The sequence below is a fragment of the Nitrososphaera viennensis EN76 genome, from assembly GCF_000698785.1.
Lineage (GTDB): Archaea > Thermoproteota > Nitrososphaeria > Nitrososphaerales > Nitrososphaeraceae > Nitrososphaera > Nitrososphaera viennensis.
Genome location: NZ_CP007536.1, coordinates 2,338,333 through 2,358,759, shown reverse-complemented (window position 1 = coordinate 2,358,759; position 20,427 = coordinate 2,338,333). Strand labels below are relative to the sequence as shown.

Annotated in this window: 18 protein-coding genes, 1 tRNA gene and 1 pseudogene; 9 read left to right on the top strand and 11 right to left on the bottom strand. The window is 54.8% G+C overall.

Annotated elements, in window-relative coordinates:
* Window positions 1–36: 36 nt before the first annotated feature.
* Both NVIE_RS13440 and NVIE_RS13435 read right to left on the bottom strand, forming a co-directional pair.
* Window positions 37–480, bottom strand: a complete 444-nt coding sequence (locus NVIE_RS13440; RefSeq protein WP_075055710.1) for a hypothetical protein — start codon at window positions 478–480, stop codon at window positions 37–39.
* 124 nt (window positions 481–604) lie between these two features.
* A tRNA-Val gene (locus NVIE_RS13435) sits at window positions 605–679 on the bottom strand.
* Window positions 680–1,152: 473 nt separating this feature from the next.
* Between NVIE_RS13435 and NVIE_RS13430 the strand changes: the two genes are divergently transcribed.
* Complete coding sequence (locus tag NVIE_RS13430; RefSeq protein WP_075055709.1) at window positions 1,153–2,544, top strand: hypothetical protein; 1,392 nt, start codon at window positions 1,153–1,155, stop codon at window positions 2,542–2,544.
* A 75-nt stretch (window positions 2,545–2,619) separates the two neighbouring features.
* Window positions 2,620–2,937, top strand: a complete 318-nt coding sequence (locus tag NVIE_RS13425; RefSeq protein ID WP_075055708.1) for a 4a-hydroxytetrahydrobiopterin dehydratase — start codon at window positions 2,620–2,622, stop codon at window positions 2,935–2,937.
* Here NVIE_RS13425 and NVIE_RS13420 read toward each other — a convergent pair.
* The gene (locus tag NVIE_RS13420) at window positions 2,918–3,736 is read right to left on the bottom strand and encodes an ABC transporter permease (protein ID WP_084790927.1); all 819 of its coding nucleotides are present in this window, start codon (window positions 3,734–3,736) and stop codon (window positions 2,918–2,920) included. The two genes, NVIE_RS13425 and NVIE_RS13420, sit on opposite strands and share 20 nt — an antisense overlap.
* Window positions 3,737–3,846: 110 nt before the next feature.
* On the bottom strand, window positions 3,847–4,902 hold the full coding sequence (locus NVIE_RS13415) for an ABC transporter substrate-binding protein (RefSeq protein ID WP_075055707.1): 1,056 nt from the start codon (window positions 4,900–4,902) through the stop codon (window positions 3,847–3,849).
* Window positions 4,903–5,005: 103 nt separating this feature from the next.
* Between NVIE_RS13415 and NVIE_RS13410 the strand changes: the two genes are divergently transcribed.
* The gene (locus NVIE_RS13410) at window positions 5,006–5,992 is read left to right on the top strand and encodes a phosphosulfolactate synthase (protein ID WP_075055706.1); all 987 of its coding nucleotides are present in this window, start codon (window positions 5,006–5,008) and stop codon (window positions 5,990–5,992) included.
* Here the strand turns inward: NVIE_RS13410 and NVIE_RS13405 are convergent.
* The gene (locus tag NVIE_RS13405) at window positions 5,978–6,520 is read right to left on the bottom strand and encodes an NUDIX hydrolase (protein WP_158435251.1); all 543 of its coding nucleotides are present in this window, start codon (window positions 6,518–6,520) and stop codon (window positions 5,978–5,980) included. The genes NVIE_RS13410 and NVIE_RS13405 overlap by 15 nt on opposite strands.
* A 29-nt stretch (window positions 6,521–6,549) precedes the next feature.
* Window positions 6,550–7,200 carry a hypothetical protein gene (locus tag NVIE_RS13400; protein ID WP_075055704.1) on the bottom strand — a complete coding sequence of 217 codons (651 nt, stop codon included), beginning with the start codon at window positions 7,198–7,200 and terminating at the stop codon, window positions 6,550–6,552.
* 314 nt (window positions 7,201–7,514) lie between these two features.
* Here NVIE_RS13400 and NVIE_RS13395 point away from each other — a divergent pair, with 314 nt between their 5' ends.
* Window positions 7,515–7,943 carry a hypothetical protein gene (locus NVIE_RS13395; RefSeq protein ID WP_144239755.1) on the top strand — a complete coding sequence of 143 codons (429 nt, stop codon included), beginning with the start codon at window positions 7,515–7,517 and terminating at the stop codon, window positions 7,941–7,943.
* Between the two features lie 140 nt (window positions 7,944–8,083).
* A pseudogene (locus NVIE_RS13390) lies at window positions 8,084–9,807 on the top strand (B12-binding domain-containing radical SAM protein).
* A 10-nt stretch (window positions 9,808–9,817) separates the two neighbouring features.
* Here NVIE_RS13390 and NVIE_RS13385 read toward each other — a convergent pair.
* From NVIE_RS13385 to hsp14, 4 genes are all read right to left on the bottom strand, one after another.
* Window positions 9,818–10,612 (bottom strand): adenylate/guanylate cyclase domain-containing protein, encoded by a 795-nt coding sequence (locus NVIE_RS13385; protein WP_158435249.1) that lies wholly within the window; start codon window positions 10,610–10,612, stop codon window positions 9,818–9,820.
* A 49-nt stretch (window positions 10,613–10,661) separates the two neighbouring features.
* Window positions 10,662–14,414 carry a P-loop NTPase family protein gene (locus NVIE_RS13380; RefSeq protein ID WP_075055703.1) on the bottom strand — a complete coding sequence of 1,251 codons (3,753 nt, stop codon included), beginning with the start codon at window positions 14,412–14,414 and terminating at the stop codon, window positions 10,662–10,664.
* A 107-nt stretch (window positions 14,415–14,521) separates the two neighbouring features.
* Window positions 14,522–16,195: an ABC1 kinase family protein gene (locus NVIE_RS13375; RefSeq protein WP_144239754.1), complete on the bottom strand. Its 1,674-nt coding sequence runs from the start codon at window positions 16,193–16,195 to the stop codon at window positions 14,522–14,524.
* A gap of 108 nt (window positions 16,196–16,303) precedes the next feature.
* A complete protein-coding gene (gene hsp14 / locus NVIE_RS13370; RefSeq protein ID WP_075055702.1) occupies window positions 16,304–16,690 on the bottom strand; it encodes an archaeal heat shock protein Hsp14 in 387 nt (128 codons plus the stop codon).
* Between the two features lie 94 nt (window positions 16,691–16,784).
* Here hsp14 and NVIE_RS13365 point away from each other — a divergent pair, with 94 nt between their 5' ends.
* On the top strand, window positions 16,785–16,967 hold the full coding sequence (locus NVIE_RS13365) for a zinc finger domain-containing protein (protein ID WP_075055701.1): 183 nt from the start codon (window positions 16,785–16,787) through the stop codon (window positions 16,965–16,967).
* 12 nt (window positions 16,968–16,979) lie between these two features.
* Here the strand turns inward: NVIE_RS13365 and NVIE_RS13360 are convergent, their stop codons facing one another.
* Window positions 16,980–17,657, bottom strand: coding sequence for a hypothetical protein (locus NVIE_RS13360; RefSeq protein ID WP_075055700.1), 678 nt, complete (start codon window positions 17,655–17,657; stop codon window positions 16,980–16,982).
* A gap of 154 nt (window positions 17,658–17,811) precedes the next feature.
* Here NVIE_RS13360 and tmk point away from each other — a divergent pair, with 154 nt between their 5' ends.
* Genes tmk through pyrH form a run of 3 tightly spaced genes read left to right on the top strand, consistent with a single transcriptional unit; the run spans window position 17,812 to window position 20,405 of the window.
* Window positions 17,812–18,411 carry a dTMP kinase gene (gene tmk / locus NVIE_RS13355; RefSeq protein ID WP_084790850.1) on the top strand — a complete coding sequence of 200 codons (600 nt, stop codon included), beginning with the start codon at window positions 17,812–17,814 and terminating at the stop codon, window positions 18,409–18,411.
* 37 nt (window positions 18,412–18,448) lie between these two features.
* Window positions 18,449–19,729 carry an HD domain-containing protein gene (locus NVIE_RS13350; protein ID WP_075055699.1) on the top strand — a complete coding sequence of 427 codons (1,281 nt, stop codon included), beginning with the start codon at window positions 18,449–18,451 and terminating at the stop codon, window positions 19,727–19,729.
* Window positions 19,710–20,405 carry a UMP kinase gene (gene pyrH, locus NVIE_RS13345; RefSeq protein ID WP_075055698.1) on the top strand — a complete coding sequence of 232 codons (696 nt, stop codon included), beginning with the start codon at window positions 19,710–19,712 and terminating at the stop codon, window positions 20,403–20,405. Before NVIE_RS13350 ends, pyrH begins: the two co-directional genes overlap by 20 nt.
* The last annotated feature ends 22 nt before the right edge of the window (window positions 20,406–20,427 follow it).

The following is a 20,427-nucleotide window of genomic DNA, read 5'->3' as shown; positions in this document are numbered from 1 at the left end:
GCAAGGAGGTATGCGCGCGTTTGCAGTTGTTTTATTTCAGCTTTCAAGCTCTTTTATCCTGCGTTTTGCGGGAGTCGCGTTTTCCCACAAAGTTTCAAAGGCATCGCGCTGGTGCGCGACCACTTCTTTCACGTTGCTGCGGACAAGCTTTGCCAGCGCCTTTTTGCCCCGGATGCCGGCGACAAACTCGGTCTCGCTGACAGCAAAGCTGCCCCGCACGCCGGCGAGGTGCCGCAGCTCGACAAACGTCATCAGCTCTTTGCAGTGCTCAAGGTTCTCGGCTGTTATCTCGGTGACGTACCGGATCCTCACGCCCCGCTTTTTTGCAGAGATGTAGCCCTGTTTTATCCCGTCGCTCATGGAAAACGCGGGGATGGACGAGTCAACGCAGGCGCACCAGTCCTTTTTGATGTTTGACTGGAAACCTGCGATTGCCTTTGCTATTCTGCCTGCGCCGCGGATTACTGCTGTTGTGCCCATGTGTGTTTTTCACTCTGGATTTTTTAGATGGTGGAGGAGGAGATGGGATTCGAACCTATAACTGCTACTTTAGTTCATGACTTTGCAAAGTCGCATGTATTATGGCAAAAATGGCAGGACAGAATGGGCGGCGGGTGATTTGAACACCCGACCACCGCTGTGTAAGAGCGGTATCATAACCGAGCTAGACCAGCCGCCCGCTGTTCTTGCAAGGTTTGACCGCCCTATAAATTGCAAACGTCTTGGTGCTCGCACTGCCGTATATTAGGTTAAAGGCGTGGTATGCCAAAAATGACTATGTAACCTAAAGCAATCAGGCATGGCGTTACAATTATCACAGCACGCCGTATTCGCCAAGTCTTGTTGAAATAGCCTATAACAGACGCAGGTATAAGCAAGATTGCGAGAAATGCTATGAAATACGGCATTAGATCGATTATTACCATTCATCTATGCCTATGCGATATTTCGCATGATTCATGTTGGCGCGTCAGGGTATTATGATTTTACCTGAATGTCTCTGGTCGGGAACCCTTCTTCCAGCGAATATTACAGGTCAGTCCTGTTGGTTGATATTAAGGCAAGTATGTGTGTGCGCAATGGCGGATTTCGCAGTCGCCCCAGGCGGCTTAAATTAGGATTATATACTACAAAGGCAGATTTTTCTCCCGAATGAAAAGCAAGGCTGTAGCGATTTTTGCGATGGTGTTTTTTGCGACGGTGCTCGTAGGCGTACCGCTCATCCCGAGTGCTTTTGCGCACGGGGGCATGCAGCCGCCGGCTGCCGACTTTGGAGGCAAGAAGGCGAGCCTTTTCCTAAAGCTTGACCCGCCGGTGATCACCTCCACGACCGAGCCCGTGTTCATTACGGCAAGGTTCTTTGACGAAAACAGCAACGAGAATTTCAAGGAAGTCACGTACAGGATATTCTTCAAAAAGGACGGAAAAGAGATACCGATCCAGACCGAAGGCGGCGACGCTTATGGCGGCCAGGGCCTGTTCTACGATCCAGGCGGCAACCTGCGGATAAAGATTGTCCCGAAGGACATGCCGGCTGCGCAGGCAAAGGGCATTTCAGAGGTGCAGTACGGGGGAATCTGGAACAACGGCCAGCCCATCGTGGTCGAAGGCCCGGTCTTTACCCAGGCAGGGCTCTACAACCTCTTTGTAGAGATACACACTGTCGGGACCACGAGGACGCAGGTAGAGCCTATCCTGCAGTACGACGTCTGGGTGACGCCGGGCAGGGAGGAGACAGTCAGCGTTCCAGCTGCTGGCGGCTCTACCCAGCAGGTCAAGATCAGGAACTATTACGGCGCAATAGACAAGTCAAGCTACGACGAGCAGACCAAGACCATCCAGTTTTCCATGCCCTACGACTGGAAGTCAGAGATAGCGAACAGGACGGGCATGCTGCACACCGAAGTGTTCATACCAAAGGCGCTGTCCGACTTTGACAGGGAATCGCTCAAGGGGACCGTAAACGGCCTTGACGTGCCGGTGTTCGTGGACAACTTTGGCGCGGAGAACACGGTGGTGCACTTTACCATCTCAAAGCAGCATTTGCTCAGCCTCAGGGACAAGATAAACGCGGAAAACAGGTCGCCTGACCAGGCGGTGTTTGCCCTGAGCCCGCCGGACCCTGAAAGCGAGGTAAAAGTGATGCAGGTCCAGAGCGAGTCTTCAAGCTATGCCGTCAGCCTGACGATGCCAGAGTCGATATTCCCGCAGCAGCCCGTGCCTTTTGGGGTCAAGATAACCGGCAAGGACGGCAAGCCGGCGTCTGCGGCGACGTACGAGCTTGTGATCCAGGATGCCGACGGAAAGGAAGTGTCAAGGAGCGGAGGCGTGACGACGCCGGAAGGCATCTCCTCGCAGGACGTCGCCTTTGACAAGCAGGGCTCCTTCACGGTCAGGGTCGAAAAGATAAACGCCACGAGCGAGTCGGTCCAGTCCAGCATACAGGTGGTGCCCGAGTTCCCGGTGGCAGCCCTCGTCGCGTCGCTTGGCGTGGCAGGCGCAGTAGTGTACGGCAGGCTGCGGGGCTTTGGCCTGAGGGTCTAGCTCCTCCCGCTTTTCTTTTTTTGTTGTTGTTTTTGCTAGGCAAGACGTATTAGGCGCGCCTCCGAAAGACTTTGCATGCATGACGAAGACTATCGCGAGCTTTCAAAGCAGGAGCTTGACAAGGCGCTTGAAAAAATGCCCGGCTGGAAAATAGCCGAAGGCAAGCTGCACAGGTCGTTTGAGTTTGGCGACTTTGCAGAGGCGTTTGCGTTCATGACCCACGTGGCAATAGAGGCGGACAAGTTGAACCACCATCCAGAGTGGTCAAACGTCTACAACCACGTCACCATCGCCCTTGTGACGCACGACATCGGCAACAAGGTGAGCAACTACGATGTCATTCTTGCGCAAAAAATAAGCGAGATTGCTGCGTCTAGTCGGCGTGCTGGTTGAGGCCCCACCTTGAGCGGATGCGCTCTTCAAGCTTGAAAAAGATGACCCTGTCGACCACCATGCCTATTACAAATATCACTATCATGGTTGCCATTATCCAGCCCATGTTGCCAAGCTCCCTTCCAACGCTCAGGATGTGCCCAAGGCCCACAAGCGAGATGAGTATTTCTGCGCCCACGAGCGCATGCCACGCAAATGACCAGGCCTGGCGGAGCCCGATTATCAGGGTGGGAGTCGCTGCCGGCAGCATGACGTGGCGGAACAGCACAAAGCCGTCTGCTCCCATGTTGCGCGCGGCGCGCATGTAGATGGGCGGTATGTTGCGTATGCCGCTGTACGTCGACATCATCACCGAGAACACGGAGCTTATCACCATGACGAACAGGATGCCAAAGTCGTTAAAGCCGATCAGGAGTATCGTAAAGGGCACCCACGCTATGCTCGGGAACGACTGGAGGCCGACCGAAAACGAGCTCATGGTCTTGCCAAAGTCCTTGAAGCGCACCATCGCAAGGCCCACTGCGCCCCCGATTGCCACAGAGATGGCAAAGCCGGCGGCAAGCCTGCCCATCGTCACAGCGACGCCGGCGCCAAGCGACCCGGCAGATGAAAGGTCTGCAAACGACTGCGCGACAGAGATTGGCGAAGGAAGCGACTGCTCTGGAAAGAAGCCCGCAAGGTAGACCACCTGCCACGCGGCCCCAAATGCCGCAAGAAAGAGCGCAATGCTTGCAAGGTCACTAATTGTCGTGTTCCCGTTTTTCTTGCGCGCTCCTGTGGTTTTTTGCTGCTGTTGCATCACTATCGCCAAGCTCCTCCTTTGTTTTGCAGGATCGTTAACGGCGTTGCAATATAACTTGCGGCATATGCGCAATTAGTTGAAGATATGCGGGTTTTTAGCACATGTTGTCACCCTGCTGTTGTTGCAAGTCCCCTCTCTTGCAATACGCCGTTTAGGATCTGCAGGTCAAACATGCCTGAAAGGTCGGGCTCTTTGTCGAGCAGGCCGAGCGCGTAAGCGTCGTCGGCCGCTTTTTGCACTGTCTCTTCAAGCGGGTCGTAGGTGAACTCCATCCTTGTCAGCGACGTGCGCAGGTCGTCTTCGTTGAATTCCGAGCCGAGTATCTCTGCAACAGCCGTATTGAACGACTTTATCGCTTGTTCCTTGTGGCTGTTTATCCACTGGGTCTCGCTGACATGCGCTTCGATTAACCTCTTGACAGTCTCGGGATTGCTTTCTATGTAGCTGGCCTTGCATATCAAAAGCGACGTCGCAAACTTGCCGTCCTGCCAGAGGTCCTGCTCGTTGACAAGGATGCGGGCGTTTGCCTCCCGGACAAGCCTTGCGCCCCACGGCTCGGGCACCCACGCGCCGTCCATCTCCTTCTTGACCATCAATGTCAATATGTCGGCTGTCTTGGCCGGAGCTATCTCGGGGTCGCCCCCGATAATCTGGACATCATAGCCGTGACTTTTCAGGTAGTTGCGCAGCGCAACGTCCTGCGTGTTGCCCAGCTGCGGAGAGCCCAGCTTTTTCCCTGCCAGGTCGTCCGGCGAGTTTATGCCGGCGTCGTCTCGTACGACAAACACGGCGCCCCCGCTTGACACGCCCGACACGACCTTAAGCGAACCCTCGGATTTCAGGTAGCCGTTGACGGCAGGGTTTGGACCCACGTACGAGCAGTCTATCCTGTTGGCAGACAGCGCCTCGACTGCCGCTGGGCCGGCGTTGAATATCTGCGTCTCAAGCTTGATGCCTCCAAAGGCTTTCTGGTAGTCGCCGTTTCCAACCCCGATGACTGCCTGCGCGTGGTTGACGTTTGGAAAGTAGCCAAGCCTCAATGTGTCTGAAGGGCCTGACGCTCCGCTGTACCTGGCAAGGGGCTGGTCGTTGAGAGCCAGTGAAGTTCCAATGACAAAAACGACAAGGGCCGCGGCTATGCCCAGCTTGAGCCTAAAGTCCACCTTTTTGCTAGCGCGGTCGGCGCAATATAATTGACATCAAATGCGCAATACGCGACTGGCAACCTAGAAATATATGCAGAATCTGCATATATCATATAGAACTATGCTCGACGGCCTTGCCAAGAACAGGATGGATGCAAAAAAGCCCCGCAAGGAAGGCTTGACATGCACGATCGACAAGTTCCAGGGGCTGGACAGGGAGAACTTTGCGACGATAGCGCCCTTTGTAGACGTCGTCAAGGTGTACGGGGCGCTCCCTATGCTCGTCTCTGACGAAAGCCTGAAGAAAAAGATCGACTATTACCACGGCTTTGGCATCAAGGTCTCGACGGGAAGCACGATAACCGAATTTGCCATAGTAGAGAGCTCGCTTGAGAGGTTTGCAAGGGAGGCTGCAAAGGTCGGCTTTGACATGGTCGAGATAGGCGAGAGCAGCATCGATCTGCCGATGGCCCAGAAGAAAAAGATAACGGAGGCAATCAAGGCGGCAGGCCTGGAATACCAGTGGAAGGTGGGCAAGAAGGACCCAAGGCACCAGCTTGGGATCGACGACACCCTGAAAAAGATCGACGAGGCAGTGAAACTCGACTCTAAAAAGGTGGTCATCGAGGCAAACGAGGGCTATAACGTCGGCATATACGACGAAAAAGGCCTCGTAAAATGGAGCTTTGTAGGCGCCATGACAAACGAGTACCCGCCAAGCACGTTCATCTTTGAGGCGCCGCTTGAATCGCAGCAGTCTGCCCTGATGGCAGAGTTTGGCCAGCGCGTCAACCTTGCAGAGGTCCACCCGGACGCAATCGCTTCCGTCGAGTCGCAGAGGAGGGGCTTTCTGTCAAAATCGGCGTTTGGCGTCTCGTACATACGCAAGGACCCGGAGGGCGGGCCGGCGTCAAAGTTCATCTACTACATAATAAAGACCAAGCACCCGGTGGAGCAGGGCGAGCTCATCAGCCTTAGCCACCTGCCGAGGAGGACTGTGCAGGCGGCAGTCGACGACCTGAAGAGGCAGGGGCTGATAATAGAGCGCAGCAGCCTCGAGGACGCAAGGAAAAAGGTGTACCAGCCGGTCCAGTCAGAGTGGCTTTGATGATGAGGAAGAAGCGTACGCCATGATTGCGGCTATGGTCTTGGCGTCCTCTATCTCGCCGTTGAGGCACTTTTTCACGGCGGCGGCAAGCCTGACCTTTTTCGTGACTATATCTTCGTCGTCGTCCATCGCGCGCCTTTTCTTTATTTTCTTCAGGTTTGTGGCGACAAACAGGTGCATGAGCTCGGTGTCATAGCCGGGCGCAAGGTACCATTTGAGAAAGGGCTCCAGTTTGCCGGCGGCGTATCCGATCTCCTCGTCCATCTCGCGAACAGCCGCCTGCCTCGGCGTCTCGCCCTTCTCTATCTTGCCGGCAGGGATCTCTAGCAGCGTCTTGTCCGGGGCACGCCGGTACTGCCTCACGAGGAGGATGCTATCGTCGCCTGTTACAGCGATGATGCCGACAGACGGCTGGTGCTCGACTATCTCTTTTTCGACCACCCTCCCGCCGTTTATCGAGAACCTGTCCTTGCGGAGCGAGATGGCGCCCCTGTAGACGCGCCTGCTTGCAATAACTTTGACCGGCAAAGCGATGAGATATAGTGAAAGGTTGCGGGTTAATTAATTTGCGACAAGTCTTTCTGACTTGGTAAGCTGCCCCTGTGTTTGCGAAAAATCGTCGAGTATGCCACGATTCCTGCCATTGCTAACGGTACGAGAAGGGCTGCGAGTGCACCAAACTCAGGAGCGATTGTAGTGCCGATTATCTCCACATTCGAGTAATCTTGGGGTATTTTTATGGACAGCACTCTATCGCCCGTAGAAGGCACGACATCCTCTACTACGTCCTCACTCACCTGACCATTAACCAAAACGGTGAAAGGAACATCTTGCCCATTTTGAGTAGAGTCGATCAGGTCGCGGGAAAGTCTGAGAAATAAGCAACTGCTATCTACATTGAAATTAAGAGAGTGCTTTTCTACGTTAGCTGTGGCGTTGTGGATATGCCCGTCATAGGAGAAAGAGCGAACCTGACCCTCAATTGTTACACCCCACTTCGGACCGAACTGATACTTCAATTCAGGATCAATAGGCACATCTGGGCCACCAGTTATGTCTCGGACACAAGACGGTGGGAGATGATCTGCATGGGCGATAGAAATGCCGGATGAAAGCGCAAGGAATATTCCAATCACAATTAGGATGAGTAATTTCACAACCGTGTTTTTGGATAGTCCTATTTTAGCCTGTTGTAGGCCCAGCCTCAAATTCTTTGCCCATTATCAGTGACTGTTTCTTGCACAACCAGCCATTTTTAGAATTCATATTACCAACGAACCCTATAGGATACTGTTTTCTAATTTGAAGCAGGATGGCATTAGTGGAAGCTCTTTGTGTAAAGCCAAGAACAGAACCATACAAATTCATCTGTTTCTACTGGGATACAGGTCTCTATCTAGCCCTCTAAGCATATTGCATATAAAATTAGCTCGGTTCTGGCCGCCTCTTGTTACGCAACAAAATCGAAAGATAAATTCGTTGATTCGCTAGTTTTATATCCGAAACCGGCCTATTTTCGGCCGTGGATTTTGTAGACCCTGACGGCAACATCATCATCCCAAAAGCAGTCAGGCCGATAATAGGCATCGAGGAGACGTCCCTTGGAAGCAAGAAAGGCGCCAAAAAACAGTACAGGTACGGCAACCTCCACATACGTGACTATGGCACTTACTACACGGCGCACATGGACAGGGTCGACCCGCGCAAGGACCCGCTTGGACACCTTCTGGCCGACGCGCCAGAATACCTCGTAGGCGCCGCAGCGGCGGCGCTTGTAGGCAGGGCAGTTTACAGAAAGCGCAAGGAGGATGGCAAGAGCTCCACAGATGCCGCCAGGGATGCCATAATAGCAGGATGCCTTGCCGGCTCGACGGCAGGGAAAATTTTCCTCAACTATGCAGCCGGCCAAAAAGAGCGCGCGGCTGCTGCCGCGAGACTTGACATTGATTGATTGACTGACTAACTGATTGTCTTTCAGGAATGCACCGAGAGAAGCCAGTACCAGAACGGCCATACTCATGTACTTAAATTTTTGAGAAGCTTGTCGTTTATGTGGCGCCCAAGATCGTCCTGACCGCCGACCGCACCCTCATGTCGCCGTACAGGGGAATCTCCCTGGCATCGTTTCTTGGGTGTTTTCCGGCTCTGGAGCAAAATGATGGCAATGGCGCCAACTCTTTCTGGTACTACATGACCGGCAGCAGGTCTCTGTCAAGGCTGGTATTTGGAAACCAGGTTACCCCGATGCCGCTTTTCAATTTCCTGTGCAACCCCATCGCGCAGGCGGCAGGAGGGAGGGCCATGTACGCGCCGTACGGCCTGAGGAAGGTCGAGGCGGCGCTGTTGAAGAGTGGCTACAGCGCGGGCGACGTTGCAGTCGTGCATCCCGACCACGTCGGGGAATTCATCGGACCGGAGACGGAGGCGGTGGGCGTCTACGAGATGGACCCTCTCGGCATGGGGCCAGTCAGCATGACATTTACGTACGGCAGGCACCTCATGTCCTACACTGAATACTGCAGCAGGGAGCTCCACGGCAGGATAAACGCCGCAAAGGCCAGAAACTCTAGCAAGGCAAAGGTCGTTGTCGGGGCGTCCGGCACCTGGCAGTACAACTACGACCCGGCCAAGATAGAGGAATACGGCATATACGCCATCCTGGAAGGCGAGCTTGGCGGCATGGCCCCCGAGATAGACGGCGCGGCAGGCCCGTTCTTTGACGCCCTCATCGGAGGCGAGTTTGACGTGGCAAACAACCCCTTCAAGAAGAGCCAGTTCAAGGTGGAGATAAAGGAATTCCTGCGCGGAGAAAAGACGTACCACGGCAGGTTTGTGCACTACTGGAACGAGCCTTCGATTGAAGAAATCCCAAACATAGTCAACCCCAGCATGCACGGCATGATAGAGGTGATGCGCGGCTGCGGGCGCGGGTGCAAGTTCTGCGACGTGACCCTTAGGCCGCTGAGATACTACCCTGTCGAGAAGGTGCAGAAGGAGATAGAGATAAACATGAAGTACGGAGGGCTGAAAAACGCCTGGATACACAGCGACGACATTTTCGTCTACGGCATGAACCCCCGCTCCAGCAAGAACATGCAGCCAAACAGGGAGGCGATCGAGGAGCTGTTCAGGGGCGTTATGGCTACCGGCGTCGAGCACACCAACCCGACGCACGGGACACTGTCGGGGGCAATAGCCGACGAGAGGCTGATCCCAAGCGTGTCAAGGATCATAAATGCGGGGCCGGGCAATTTTATCGGCATCCAGTGCGGCCTTGAAACCGGGAGCGTCAGGCTCATCGGCAAGTACGCCGACCGCAAGCTTGCCCCGTACAAGCCGGATGAATGGCACTGGGTGGTCAAGACCGCCGTCAAGACGCTGAACGAAAATTACTGGATACCCGCCTTTAGCCTGATAATGGGACTTGACAACGACGAGACGCCTGACGACAGCTGGGAGACAATCCGGCTTTTGCACGAGATTGAAAGCGAGCAGGAGGGCTCCAGGTTTGCCGTGGCCCCGCTGACGTTCGTGCCAATCGGCCTCCTCGAAAGGTCGGATTTCTACAACATCGGAAGCGCCATGACCGCCGAGCAATTCGGCATAATCTACAAGACCTGGCAGCACAACTACAAGCACGGCATGAAAAAGTTCATGCACCAGGTCGGCCGCAACGCCACGGCGGTCAACCTGTTCTTCGCGGGGCTTGCCGTGTCAATGGGGGGATTCCTCTGACTGCGATGGAGAGGTACGCAAGGAAGAAGGGCCCGGATTACGAAAGGGTTATCGAAAAGATAAAGGCCTCTTATGCCTAGGACTCGGGTATTAGCTTCTTGCAGGCATTACCTTGAAGGGGTTGACGATGTTCCTTTTTTGCCGCCTTGCGACGGAAAACACGGGGTATTGTTGCTGCTCCGGGCCGACCAGATACGAGCAGACCTGCTCAAAATTGTACAGCTCGGCGACCGCGGGGATGGACTGGATCACCCTGTACAGGTCTGCCCCTACCACCACCCCGTTCTTTGGGGCCTTTGAGTTTATCTTGGCGCACAGGTTCATCGTCGACCCGAACAGGTCGTCGCTGTTGGAAGTTGCCGACCGGGCCACTTCCACCTTTCCATAATCGGCACTTATCCGATAGCCGAGCGGCGGGAGGCCCTCTGTATTGAGCCTGGCGTTGATGACCTTGTTGGCGTCTATCATGGCCGTGCAGCATTCAAGCACGTCAGAGAATGCAGCATTGCTTGCGGGGTCGGACGTGGCAGGAAAATAGTATATCAGGCAGTCGCCGGCGTTTTTTATCACCTTTGCGCCAAAGTTCTTGGCGATTGCCGCCGTGGCGTTTAGGAAGATAGAGTAGTACCTGACGAGCTTGGCAGAGGCCAGCCCTGACGTGACGACGGTCGAGTTCACCATGTCTATGAAGCACACGCAATAGTTCTCGCTCTTGCCAGAGAAGGACACTTCTTCCTCCGCGGGAAAGTCAAAAGAAGATGATGAAGCTGATGGCTTGTCGTCCAGGATCTCCTGCGCAGAGCCCACTATCGGAAAGTCGTCAAGTCCTTCTTCTCCACCATAATCATCATCGTCACCGCCGCCGTCCTCAATTGTCGAACTCATGCCACCGCTAATCTGCATTCAGATGCTTATAAGTAGGTGAGGAGCAAGTTTAGCTAATCTTGAACTGGTGGGACGATGCAAAAGCGCGGTTCTTTTGGGCCAAGAGCGCGATTCTGCGCTGCAGCTCGCCGTCGAGGTATTGAAAGCTGTCGGCCAGCCCCTTCCCCAGGCCGGTTGCAAAACTGTTGTTCCTGTCTATCCAACCAATGATCTCCTCCTTCAGCTGCTCGGCAAGCGAAGGCAGGTTGCGGCCGAGGCCGGTGCCGAGGCCGGTGGCAAAGTTGCTGTCCTTGTCTATCCAGTCGAGGATTCCCCGCTGCGTTATCCCGTCGAGGTGCTGGAATGAGCGGCCGAGGCCGGTGCCGAGGCCGGTGGCAAAGTTGCTGTCCTTGTCTATCCAGCCAATGATCTCCTCCTTCAGCTGCTCGGTAAATGACGGGAGGTGGTAGCCGAGGCCGGTGCCGAGGCCGGTGGCAAAGCTTGGATGCTGTTCTGCCAGGCCGAGCAATTCCTGGCGCAGTGGCCCCGGAAGATATGGAAAGATGTAGCCGAGGCCGGTGCCGAGGCCGGTGGCAAAATGCGGGTCGCTCTTTGAATATCTGACAACCTCTTTCTTCAAGTCATCTGGACAGTAAGCAAGCCCGTAGCTTATGCCGGAGCCCAGGCCATGGGAAAAGGACGGATCTTGTTTTGCCCTGTCGAGAAAATCTTTCTGGAGCGTGCCGCCAAGATAGGAAAAGATGTAGCCCAGGCCGGTGCCGAGGCCCCGGGCAAGGGATGCGTCGTTCCGGGCTTTTGCAGAGATGAGTGTCTGGATGTCACCCGTCAGATGGGCAAAGATGTAGCCCAGGCCGGTGCCAAGGCCTATGTTAAACTGGGCGCTATTTTTTGCCCTTTCAAAGGCGCGGGCTTGGGTGTCAGGTGACAGGTAAGGAAAGATGGTGCCGAGGCCCTCGCCCAGGCCTCTTGCAAACTGCCCGTCCGTCTCTGCATGCCGGCCAGCGGTTCCAAGCATGCCGGCATCAAGATACGGAAATACAGAGCCAAAACCGCGGCCCAGGCCTCTTGCGAGGCCGCTTCCTGCAACGGCCTTTTTGAGAATTTCATTCTGGGTCTTTTCATCAAGATAGGAGTAGATTCTGGAAAGGCCTTCGCCCATCCCAATCGCAAATTGCACGTTCTCATGGCTCCGGGCAAATGCGTGTTTCTGGGTGTCCGGCTGGAGATAGGCAAAGGCGTAGCCCAGGCCGGTGCCAAGGCCCCGGGCGAAATAGGCATCATGTATTATCTTTTCAAAGAAAAGGTCCTGATCCTCTTTTTTGAAATAAGAGAAAGTAAAGCCCAAGCCGGTGCCAAGGCCGTACGTCAGTTCTGGATTGGCCTCCGCCCTTGCAGTGATTTTTTCGCGCAGGCCTGGCGGAAAATAAGTGAAAACGTACCCGAGGCCAGACCCCAGACCCTTTGCAAAATGCGGGTTCGCCCGGGCCCTGTCAAAGATTTCATCATGGAACCTGTCGAGGTACGCAAAAATTCGCCCTATGCCCATGCCAAATCCCTTTGCAAACTGCGGGTTCGTACCGGCTTTTTGGAAACTGCGTTCCCGCTGCTCGCCTGACAGGTAGGGAAACACATATCCAAGGCCGTAGCCAAGGCCGTACGTTAGCTCGCTGTTCTTTTCAATCCGCGCAAGGATATCGTCCTGGACTTCCGGGGGCGAATTCTTGAATGAAAAAGCAAAGCCCGATCCTATCCCATAGGTCAGCTTGGCGTTCTTGCCTGCCTTTTGAAGAATCTCGCCTTGCAGCTCCGGAGTCAGGTATACGAAAAGGTATCCTATTCCCATGCCCATGCCGTAAGCAAACTCGCTGTGCCTCTCTGCCACCCCGAGCATTTGATCCTGCATCTGTTTTGAGAGGTACGAGAATGCAAAGCCAAAAAAGATGCCCAGGCCGTAGGAAAATTCGCTGTTTTTTTCTGCAAGCTCAAACAGCCGGGCTTTGAATTCCGGAGTGAATGATTCGAATTGAAACCCTATGCCGTAGCCAAGGCCCTTTGCAAACTCCCGGTCCTTTTCGACAAGTTCAAAGATCCTGGCTTTAAAGTCTGCAGGAATTGAAGGAAAATTGCGGCCCAGGCCGTAGCCGAGCCCTCTTGTAAACTCGCTGTCATTTTCTGCCTTTTTGAACGCATCCTGCCGCAAGTTTTCATCCAGAAGAGGCATGATGTACCCCATGCCCATCCCCAGGCCGTCTGAAAACTGCACGTTCTTTCTGGCCCTCCTGGAAATTTCTTCCCTGAGCTTCAGGGGCAGGGAGAAAAAATGGGTTCCAAGGCTTTCTCCAAGGTACCTTGCAAACGGCAGGCCGCTTGTTGTCATGCCCAGGATTTTTCCCTGGTTTTCCGAATCGAACAGAGAAAAGTTTGATCCCAGGTTTTCGCACAGACCCCGCGTGAACTCGATGTCCACTTCCACCCTCCGCAGTATGCCTTGCTGGAGCGGTTCGTCCAGCGAAAGGAAGATCGAGCCGGCGCCCTGGCCAAACCCCATCGTAAAATATCGATTCTCTTTCATAAAGCCGTAAACGCTGGCAGGAAGGAAAGGCTGCGACGTGTCCCGCGGTACGAACTGGACGTGCTTGCCCAGGAACATCCCAAATGAATAGATCTGGTTGTTTTCTGCAGGAAGGACATCCCGGAAATTGCCCACAAGGTAGTTTACGATTTTCAGCATCACGTGGTCGTTGAATTTTATCGCGTCCTTCCGGGCGTCGTGCATCGCATAGTCCTGGCCGGAGAGGTAGACCCACGTGCCCAGCCTGCGCAGGGGGTCCCTCGGCGGCAGGCTGCCAAATATCCCCTTTTGCAACTTTTCTATGCGGCCAAACGTCCTGCCAAGGCCCGCCTCATAACACAGCTTCAGAGTGTAGAGGAACTCGGCGTCTTCCCGGCGCTCGTCTGCACGGGCGATGAAGGCAAACTGGCTCTCGTAATAGTCGCCGGCGCGCAAGAGTTTCTCTGCTTCTGCAACCGCGTTAACGGAATTTTTATTGTCGCCTTGTTCTTCTTTCCCGGAAAGCTCGCGGTAATAATCAAGTATGGTTATCGGTATCGGCTCTTTTCTCCAGAGCGCCCGGGAGACGCCCTCTATACGGCTTGCTATGTTGCCCTCGTATAGCCGGTGAAACTGCGATATCTGCGCGCCATACTCTTGAATGATTTTCTTGAAGCGGCCCTTGTCGTAGGATATCTCGGCGCTGTGGAATTCCGGGACGGCGTCGGTGATCTCGCGGTAGATCTCCAGGTACCTTGGCTTTAGCGCAACCAGGAGGTTGTTCAGGTCCCTTGAGCTGACAAGCTCCAGCACCCTTGTCGCGCTCTTGATATCCCTTTTTACAAGGTCGTCAGGAAAGTTGTCCCAGACCACCGCGTCTTCCGGCCCGACCTTGTTGAGCAGGTTAGAGAGGGCTGTTCTCCCCGATTCGCCCCCGAGTGTTTGCCTCGGGTTTATGATGTAGATGCGCTTTATCCGGGCTATTCTTTCCCGGATGATTTCAAAGATGGCTTTTGACTTGCCGCACCCGCTTGGCCCGTACAGGAACACCTTGCTTGATTTCTTGGCGTTTTCAAAGCCATTGAACGGGACGAAGGGGAATTTCTGGTCTTCCTGCAGGGTCAGCTGCACGTTGATTATGGTCGCAAATTTCTGCAGGACGTCTTCTAGGTTGTCGCCTTGGTTGACTTCCAGCACGGTATACGAGACCCAGAATATCTCCTGTACGTCGGCAGCAGCTTGCACGTGCATTATTTCACAGACGTATAATATCGGCAGGTATAGAAAATGTTTGTGAGAGAGCTGGTATCGACGAAAATTACCTAAAGAGGTGACACATTATAGTAAATTTAGCACGATTATGATTTTCTTTTAAATATTGATACTGCGATGGTCACCGCGGCGGCCCCAAAGCCCGCGTACGCGGCAAGGGAATTCTGCGGATAGATTATCGACGAGCCGATGAACAAGCTTGCTGCAAGGATAGAGCCGGCCATCAGGTTGTTGTTATTATTGTTGTTACCGGTTTTGCCAGAAAGGACAGAGTCGTACGCAGACTGCAGGAACTGCCCGAGATTCATAGCGGCCTCGACCGACTTGCGGATGCGCTGCACGGAGGACTTGGCCTCCTCTATGTAGGCCTCCCGTATCAGGCCTTCTTCTTCAAGCAGGTTTGCAAGCACCTTGATGAACTGGAACCTCACCCTGTGGTGCTGGTAAATGCCTTCCAGGATGGAGGTCATCCTCATGTAAAGCGCAAGGTTCTTGGGCAGCTTGAAGGGAAACCTGCTCATGGTCTTGTTTGCAAGGTCCATGAGCGCCTTGACCTCCATCTTGTCCACCTGCCGGCCATAGAGCGACTGTATGCTGAGGTCTATGGCCTTCTCTATCACGTACCTGTTTGCATTGGGCTCCAAGGTCCCAAGCTCCATCAGCACGTTTACGGTCCGGCCGGCGTCTTTTTCCACCAGCCCCAGGTAGAGCCGGATGAGCTTTAACCGCGTCGCGTTGTCCAGCCGGCCCACCATTCCAAAGTCGTAGAGTATTATCTTGCCGTCGCCTGATACCGAGATGTTGCCGGGGTGCGGGTCGGCATGGAAGATGTTGTGGCGCAGGAGCATCTTGAAGAACAGCCTGTGGACGCGGACCACGAGCTTTTCCCTGTCCATCCTCATCCTGTCCAGCTCCTCGATGTCTGTGATCTTGGTCCCAGGCAAATAGTCCATCGTCAGCACGTGCCTTGAAGTCCTTTCAGGATAGACCCGGGGTATCAGCACGGTGCTGTCGTCGGCAAGGTTCTGCCTTATGGTCACAAGGTTCTCGGCCTCGATCCTGTAGTCCATCTCCTCGTGCACCGTTTCTGCAAACTGTGCAAGCATCCCTTCAGCTGAAAAGCGCAGGTTCGGGTCGATGAACTTTGTGGCAAGCGGCAGTATCTTTCTCAGGATGTAGATGTCCTTCTCTATAGATTCCTCGATGCCGGGCCTTGCGACCTTTACTATCACGTCCTTGCCGTCGTGCCTTGCAAGGTACACCTGGCCCAGGCTCGCCCCTGAAAGCGCGACCGTGTTGAACGACTCAAAGGCCTCTTCTATCTTGCCGCCAAGCTCTGTCTCAATCATCCCCTTTACCTGCTCAAAAGGCGCTGGCGGCACGTCGTCCTGCAGCTTGGACAGCTCCTCCATGTACGGAAGGGGGAGCATGTCGGCGCGCGTGGAAAGCCACTGGCCCAGCTTTATGTACGAAGGCCCCAGCTCGAGGAAGGTCTTGAGCGCGCGTCTTGCATGCTTTCTGTACTTTTCTTCGTCCACGTTGCGGCCTTCGTGCTTTACCCATTCCCGCCTGTCCCTGCGGAAGTTCAGCGCCACAGGAAGCAGCTTTAGTATGATTCTGGCCACGTGGAGGCGCGACGGCCGCTTGAATTCTGCAGGGGATTCACTACTGCTGATGTACTTGAAGGCGATCTGCTCTTTAAGCTGGGACGGGTCTTCCAAATCGCGGTTCACTTCTTGCCCTTCATGCAATTCAGGCATCTTGCAGAAACGACGACAGCGGCGACATAACCCCGGAGGCTATGCATACTCATTGGATCCCAGACGTGAATATAAACTAGCTACAGGGAGAAAAAAAGACCGAGTTAGTTAGGCAATCGGGATCGTTTCCTTGTACGGCATCGGTATCTTGAGCGTCACCACGCCGTCTGTGTACGTCGCCGTGCCCACCACCTTCTCGCCCTCCTTGACAGAGATCGGGAGCATGATCCTCTTTTCTATCCACAGTGGCCTGTGCCTCTGGTGGACAGTGCCGGTTACCTCGCCGGCCTCGCGTTTGGCGGCTATCGAGAGGATGTTGCGGTGTATCATTAGCGTGATATCCTTCTTGGCAAAGCCGGGCAGGTCGATCATGACCACAAGCTCGTTTCCATCCTCCACCATGTCAATGGCGGGCATGACAAACTCGTAAAATTCCCTCGACCTGTGGTCAAGTTCCTTTGAAATCTCGCGGGCCACGTACCTTCCTATGGTCATATATGGAGTAGATTCGTGCAGTCAGTATAAATCCTTTGTTTGTTGTAACAAAGTAAAAATAGTCCAGAAGGCAAACAGCTGCAGAGACACATATATGTACTCCGGCTCGTACGACATGCCCAAGTGCAACGCCTGCGGCAGGGACGTCCACCCGGGCGAGATTTCAGAGAACTTTTCGTGCCCAAAGTGCAGGAACGCGCGCATCTGGCGCTGCGAGGGCTGCAAGGGCAAGTCCAGGGAATACAAGTGCCCCGCCTGCGGCTACAAGGGCAAGTAAGTTCCCTTTTCTTCAAGTCATTACCTTGAAAAAGTTGCGCGCAAGGTCCTTCTGCTCGCCCGAGAACACGGAAAACGCCTCGACGAGCTCTTTTTCCACGGCAATCTCTTTTGCAATGACGGAGCGCAGCTTCTTCGTCTCAAGAGGCGCTATGCTGCTTATCAGGCCCGTGCTGTAGGCGTAGATGTACTCGTTGATGACCTTTGTCACAAACGACGGGGCACGCTCTATCAAGAGCAGCAGGCCGTCCTTCATGGCCTTGCATGGCGCGTCGTTTGCGGGAAGCGACGACACGTACGACTTTAAAAGCCCCATGCGCTTGTCGCCAAGCTCCTCTATCGAAGACGCCACGAGAAGCCCCGTGTCCGTAAGCTCGTAAAAAGGCACGCCTTCAAGCTGGAGCGCCTTTGGCCCGCGGCGGAGCGGCAGCCTGCCTCCCTCCTTCACCACGCCGGCGGGGATTAGGACCTCGTCGAGGTCGCGGAATATGCCAGAATAGATGTTCTGCCACAGTATCCCGTGCTGCTCCGCTATTGCATGCGCAATAGACGTGCGGGTGCGCAGCTCCGGGCTCTGCTCGGTGGCAAGGTGCGCGATTATGCCCCGCTGCCTCTTGGCCTCGCCGGTGAACTTGTTCCGGCGGGTCTTGAACGTGTCAAATATTGCGATGTTGGATTTTCCGTCTTTCAAGCGCTAACCCGTGCTCACCTGTTAACAAGGTGGATAATATTTTAATTTGTTGGTTTTTTGGTTTAAAATTCTGGGCAAATCGAAGATGCAAATCTCACAAACCCACTTTCTCTGGAATTATTCAACATCTTTTTATTGGCGCCTGCCTTGACCTGTGGCGGTGGCAACAAGGGGCAAGATAATTGTTATAGAGGGTACGGACAAGGCCGGCAAGACTACCCAGTCTCGCATGCTGCAGGAAGCCATCAAGGCCCTCGGCAAGATATGCGTGGTAGTCGACTTTCCAGACTATACGACGCCGATAGGCACGGAGATCCGAGCGTTTCTCGACGGAAAACGCGATTACCCTGCAGAGGTCAAGCACCTGCTCTTTTCTGCAAACAGGTGGGAGAAAAAGAAGGAGATAGAGAGCATGGTGGAAAACGGCACCATAGTCATCATGAACCGCTACTGGCAGTCAAATTTGGTATATGGCGTCTCTAACGGCATGGACGCAGGGTGGCTGCAAAAGCTTGACAAGGGCCTGCCAAAGGAGGACATGGTTCTCATCCTGCTCGTTAACCCGAGCGTGTCAAAGAACCGCGCAGAGGTGCTCGACGCGTTTGAGGGCGACGCCAAGCTTGCGGCAGCCGCGTACAAGAACTACCAAAAGTTTGCAAGGCAGTTCAAGTGGAAGGTCCTGGACGGCTCAAAGGGTAGGGAGCAGGTCCACCAGGAAATACTGAAAGTAGTAAGAAAGGCACTGAAAGTTTAAGTCGCTCCCCTTCGGTGTGCATCTCGTAGTACGTACCTTGGATTTTGCAGGCGAGATCACGGACCCGATACACCGCTACATCCGGTTTTCGCAGGCGGAAAAAGACGTCATCGACAGCGCGGCATTCCAGCGCCTCCGGCGCATACGCCAGCTTGCCGGCGCGCACCTCGTGTATCCGAGCGCCCAGCACTCGCGCTTTGAGCACTCGCTTGGCGCGATGCACATCGCCGGCCTTGCATGCGAGAGCCTGCTTGGCAAGGGCTACATCGACAACGCCGAGGTGGTCGAGGAGCTGCGGCTTGCCGCGCTCTTGCACGACATCGGCCACGGCCCTTTTTCGCACCTCTTTGAGGAAGTGCTTGAGACGAGGTCCGGCACGAGCCACGAGGAGATGGGCAGGCGCATAATAACAAAAAGCGAGATAGCAGACGCGCTTGGCAAGAACGGCTACAGTGCAGACCACATATCGCGGCTGTCGTTTGGCCAGTCGAGGGTGCATTTCCTCAACGAGATAATCTCCGGCGGGCTTTCCGCAGACATCATGGACTACCTCCCCCGCGACTCGTATTTCACCGGCGCCGAGTACGGCAAGATAGACTATTACAGGCTGATAAGCTCATACGAGGTCGCTTCTGGCAGGCTTGCCATCAACAGGTCGGCGCTCAACTCGCTTGAGTCGATGCTCATATCGAGGTACGAGATGTTCAAAGCTGTCTACTTTCACAAGACGGTCAGGTCCGCGGAGGTGATGCTCCTGCATTCCATGATAAACGCGGATGAGGAGCTCGGCCTCACCGACACGTCGCTTGGAAACTACCTCTCGATCACCGACGAGGCGACGCTGGAGCGGCTGTGCGCGCTGGACAATAATAATAGCGGCATGGCCGCAAGGCTTGCCCGGGACTACCGCGACCGGCGCCTCTTGAAATGCGTGTACGAAAAGCTCCTGCACAAGCGCGACAGGCACAAGCGCATGGACAGAAAGGCGCTGTCGACGCTCGAAGTCGAGATCGCGCAGGCGGCCGGCGTGGACAGGAGCCATGTGTTTGCCGATGCGTCAAGGGCGTCGTCGATGCCGCTTACTCCAAGCAAGAGCGAGATGTTCTCGGTGCTTGTCACGGACAAAAAGGGCGTGCGCGAGGTGCCGGTGTCAGAGATACCGCTTGTAGATTCTATCGCCGGCTTTTTTGACATGCTGCGCATCTATACCACCGCCGAGAGCAGGCAGAAGGTCGAGCGATCTGTTAAAAAGGTGCTTGGAGATCAGGAGACAATGGAAATGGGAGCGGGGAGACTGCATGGTGGTAGTAACAGGTAAAAGCCGCGTCGTCATCAAGCTGAGCGGCAAGGTGTTCAGCGGCGAGGACGGAAGCGAGATAAAGAAATACGCGTCCATGCTTGCAAGCCTTTCTGCAAAGGTGCAGCCGGTGGTGGTGGCAGGCGGGGGCAAGGTCGCCCGGCATTACATCAGCATCGCAAGGGGCTTTGGGCTTGACGAGGCAAGCCTGGACATCATGGGCATCGAGGTGTCAAGGCTCAATGCCAAGTTGCTCATCGCGGCGCTCGGCGAAAAGGCGCACCCGGCCGTCCCGGAGGACCTTGAGCAGGTCACGGAGGCGGCTGCAAGCGGCAAAATAGTCGTCGCAGGCGGCCTGCACCCGGGGCAGAGCACCAACGCCACTTCTGCCCTCATTGCCGAAAAGGTGGGCGCGGCGCGCTTTGTCAACGCGACCGACGTCGACGGCATATACGATTCCGACCCGCGCAAGAACAAGGATGCAAGGCGCTATTCCGAGATAACGACAAAGCAATGCCGCGACCTGCTTGCCGGGGAGAGCTCGATGGCAGGAGGCTATGACCTGATGGACATCGTCGCGCTAAAGGTCATCGAGCGGTCCAAGATACCGACCGTCGTGATCAAGTCAGAGCCGGCGGTGATCAAAGACGTCATACTCAAGAACAGGGCCGCTGGCACAAGGATAGTTTCTGTTTAAGAAGAGGGCGCGCACACTGTCA

Bases quoted from the DNA above. Each gene is read 5' to 3' on its own strand.
- NVIE_RS13440 (WP_075055710.1), bottom strand. From the start codon at position 480: ATGGGCACAACAGCAGTAATCCGCGGCGCAGGCAGAATAGCAAAGGCA.
- NVIE_RS13430 (WP_075055709.1), top strand. From the start codon at position 1,153: ATGAAAAGCAAGGCTGTAGCGATTTTTGCGATGGTGTTTTTTGCGACG.
- NVIE_RS13425 (WP_075055708.1), top strand. From the start codon at position 2,620: ATGCATGACGAAGACTATCGCGAGCTTTCAAAGCAGGAGCTTGACAAG.
- NVIE_RS13420 (WP_084790927.1), bottom strand. From the start codon at position 3,736: ATGCAACAGCAGCAAAAAACCACAGGAGCGCGCAAGAAAAACGGGAAC.
- NVIE_RS13410 (WP_075055706.1), top strand. From the start codon at position 5,006: ATGCTCGACGGCCTTGCCAAGAACAGGATGGATGCAAAAAAGCCCCGC.
- NVIE_RS13385 (WP_158435249.1), bottom strand. From the start codon at position 10,612: ATGAGTTCGACAATTGAGGACGGCGGCGGTGACGATGATGATTATGGT.
- NVIE_RS13380 (WP_075055703.1), bottom strand. From the start codon at position 14,414: ATGCACGTGCAAGCTGCTGCCGACGTACAGGAGATATTCTGGGTCTCG.
- NVIE_RS13375 (WP_144239754.1), bottom strand. From the start codon at position 16,195: ATGCCTGAATTGCATGAAGGGCAAGAAGTGAACCGCGATTTGGAAGAC.
- hsp14 (WP_075055702.1), bottom strand. From the start codon at position 16,690: ATGACCATAGGAAGGTACGTGGCCCGCGAGATTTCAAAGGAACTTGAC.
- NVIE_RS13365 (WP_075055701.1), top strand. From the start codon at position 16,785: ATGTACTCCGGCTCGTACGACATGCCCAAGTGCAACGCCTGCGGCAGG.
- pyrH (WP_075055698.1), top strand. From the start codon at position 19,710: ATGGTGGTAGTAACAGGTAAAAGCCGCGTCGTCATCAAGCTGAGCGGC.